The organism is Croceibacterium segetis (genome assembly GCF_011320115.1).
In the GTDB taxonomy this organism is placed as follows: domain Bacteria; phylum Pseudomonadota; class Alphaproteobacteria; order Sphingomonadales; family Sphingomonadaceae; genus Croceibacterium_B; species Croceibacterium_B segetis.
Window position 1 is genome coordinate 1 of the sequence record NZ_JAANOZ010000030.1, and the last position, 2,470, is coordinate 2,470.

3 protein-coding genes and 1 pseudogene are annotated in these 2,470 nt (G+C 65.9%); all 4 read left to right on the forward strand.

Translation table 11 applies throughout. The features are described 5' to 3' along the window. Nucleotides 1-440: pseudogene (locus G7B69_RS16565) on the forward strand (dihydroxy-acid dehydratase); the annotation flags it as partial. Between the two features lie 5 nt (nt 441-445). Next, a complete protein-coding gene (locus G7B69_RS16570) occupies nt 446-1,732 on the forward strand; it encodes an aconitase X (protein WP_166181278.1) in 1,287 nt (428 codons plus the stop codon). Beyond that, nucleotides 1,732-2,175, forward strand: coding sequence for an aconitase X swivel domain-containing protein (locus tag G7B69_RS16575; RefSeq protein WP_166181280.1), 444 nt, complete (start codon nt 1,732-1,734; stop codon nt 2,173-2,175). Before G7B69_RS16570 ends, G7B69_RS16575 begins: the two co-directional genes overlap by 1 nt. Nucleotides 2,176-2,193: 18 nt before the next feature. Continuing rightward, nucleotides 2,194-2,470 (forward strand): FAD-dependent oxidoreductase (locus tag G7B69_RS16905; protein WP_243415237.1); only part of this gene is annotated, 277 nt, incomplete at its 3' end.

Below are 2,470 nucleotides of genomic sequence, written 5' to 3' on the forward strand. Positions count from 1 at the left end.
AAGAGTGCATGCAGGCGATCGAGGACCGCGTCGTCCAGCCTGGCGACGTGATCGTCAGCCGCAACCAGGGCCTCAAGGGCGGCCCGGCGATGGGCGGCGGGGCCAGTCTTGTCCTGTTCGCGCTCGACGCGGCGGGCCTTGCCAAGACCACCGCCTTCGTCACCGACGGCCAGCTCTCGGGGCTGTGCCTCAAGGGGCTGACGGTGGCCGAAGTCCACCCCGAAGCGGCGACCGGCGGCCCGATCGGCAAGATCCGCGACGGCGACACGATCACCATCAGCGTCGCGGGCCGCAGCATCGACGTCGACGTGCCGGCCGACGAGCTTGCCCGCCGCAACGGCCCAGGCTGGAAAACCCCGGCGACCGGTTACCTCGACACCTTCCGCCACGACGTGCGCGACATGTCCACCGGCGGCGTGCTGGTGCCGGCCAAGGAGTAGCGCCTATGCGACTGAGCGATGATGAAAAGGCGATGCGCGATGGCGCGCAGGGTCCGGCGGTCGCGAAGGCGATGGACTTGCTGATTCGCTATGGAGAAGCGCTCGGTGCGGAAGACTTCGTCTACACCGACAATATCGCCGGCGTGCCAGGCTCTTCTCCGAAATGGGTCAAGGAATACTACGCAGCCGACGGCGGCGATTATCGCGCGGTGTTCTCGCGGTTCGACCTGGATTCCGACGAAGTGGTAGATGTCCCGCGCATCAACGGCTTCAGCTGCCACCTGCAGGGCGGCATGGATCCCGAGCTCTGGCGCGAGCAAGGCATGACTGAAGAGGCATTCGCCAATTTCCAGGCGGACGAACGAGAAGTCGCCGGACACGGAATCCAGGTGCTCAAGACCTGCACGCCTTACCTCGCCGGAAACGTGCCGGTGATGGGTGAGCACTGCGCATGGATGGAATCGAGCGCCGTCGTGTTCTGCAACTCGGTCATCGGCGGGCGCACAAATTGCGAAGGACGCGAGTCGACCAGCGCGGCGATGCTCGCCAAGCGCATTCCCAACTGGGGCTTCCACACCGACGAGTTCCGCAAGGGTCAACATCTGATCGAGGTGGAGGCGGCGGTCGATTCGATCTTCGAATGGGGCCTGCTCGGCTATTTCACCGGAAGTGCCGTGGAAGACGCGATCCCGGTGCTGGACGGGGCCATCTCCGACGCCGCTCTCATCAAGCACAAGCACTTCGGCGCGGCTGCTGCATCATCCGGCGGCGTCGAGATGTACCACATGGCCGGCATCACGCCCGAGGCACCCACCGTCGAGGCGGCTTTCGGCGGCGCGGCTTGCGGCCAGCGCTTCATCTATGGCGCCAACGAGCGGCGCGATACCTACGAGCAGTTGAACAGCGTCGGCGAAAGTCCCGATGTGGACTACGTCATGCTCGGCTGTCCGCACTACTCGGCCGACCAGCTCGCCGAGGCGGCGCGGATGCTCGAAGGGCGTAAGGTGCACGAGAACAGCAACCTGTGGATCTTCACTAGCCGCGCAGTGAAGGCGACCGCAGAAGCCAGCGGCTCGGCCGACATTATCCGGAAGTCGGGCGCCAAGCTGATGACCGACACCTGCTCTGCGATCAGCCAGGCGGTGCCGTCCGGTACGAGGGTGGCGGCCTTCGACAGCGCCAAGCAGACGCACTACCTCCCCGCGATCATGGGCATCGAAGGGTGGTTCGGCACGACCCAGGAGTGCGTCGACGCTGCCTGCACCGGTCGCTGGAACGGGAGGCTGGGCTGATGGCGACCGTGGCAATCAGGGCTCCCGACGTGTTGATCCGAGGCCGGAAAGTGGTCGGCGGCGTAAGTGAGGGTGAGGCCCTCGTGACGCGCCAGACGATTTCCGGGTGGGGCGGGGTCAACCCCATGAAAGGGGAGATCATCGAAACCCGTCACGAACTGAAGGGCCAGAGCTTCGCCGGGAAGATTCTCGTCTTCCCCGGGGCCAAGGGCTCGTCCGGATGGTCGGCGATGTTTCACACGACGCGGCTGACCGGCCAGGCCCCGATCGGCCTGCTCTATAACATCACTACCACCAAGGCCGCGCTCGGCGCGGTTGTGATGCGGGTTCCCACCCTCACGGACTTCGACAGCGATCCCCTCGACCAGATCGAAACCGGCGACTGGGTCCGGATCGATGCCGACGAGGGCATCGTTTCGGTGTGGAAGGGCGGGCGACCCTAGTGAGAAGGATATGCGACGGTGAGTGACGACGGCCGCAATAGCGGCTCGCCCAAGCTGCAGGAAGTGAAGGGCCACAGCGAGGAGCGCTTCCTCGGCTCCGACGTGTTCGAGAGCACCCGGCACACCCTGCCCCCGTCCCGGCGCGGCGGCACGATTACCGAAGAGGCCCGCGAGATCGACGTCTATCACAAGTGCGATGTGGTGGTGATCGGCGGCGGCCCGGCGGGTTGCGCAGCGGCGTGGGCTGCCGCGAAGGCCGGCGCCGACGTGACGCTGGTCGAGCGCTACAACTGTC

Excerpts from the sequence above, each read along its gene's own strand:
- G7B69_RS16570 (WP_166181278.1), top strand. The coding sequence starts at position 446 with ATGCGACTGAGCGATGATGAAAAGGCGATGCGCGATGGCGCGCAGGGT.
- G7B69_RS16575 (WP_166181280.1), top strand. The coding sequence starts at position 1,732 with ATGGCGACCGTGGCAATCAGGGCTCCCGACGTGTTGATCCGAGGCCGG.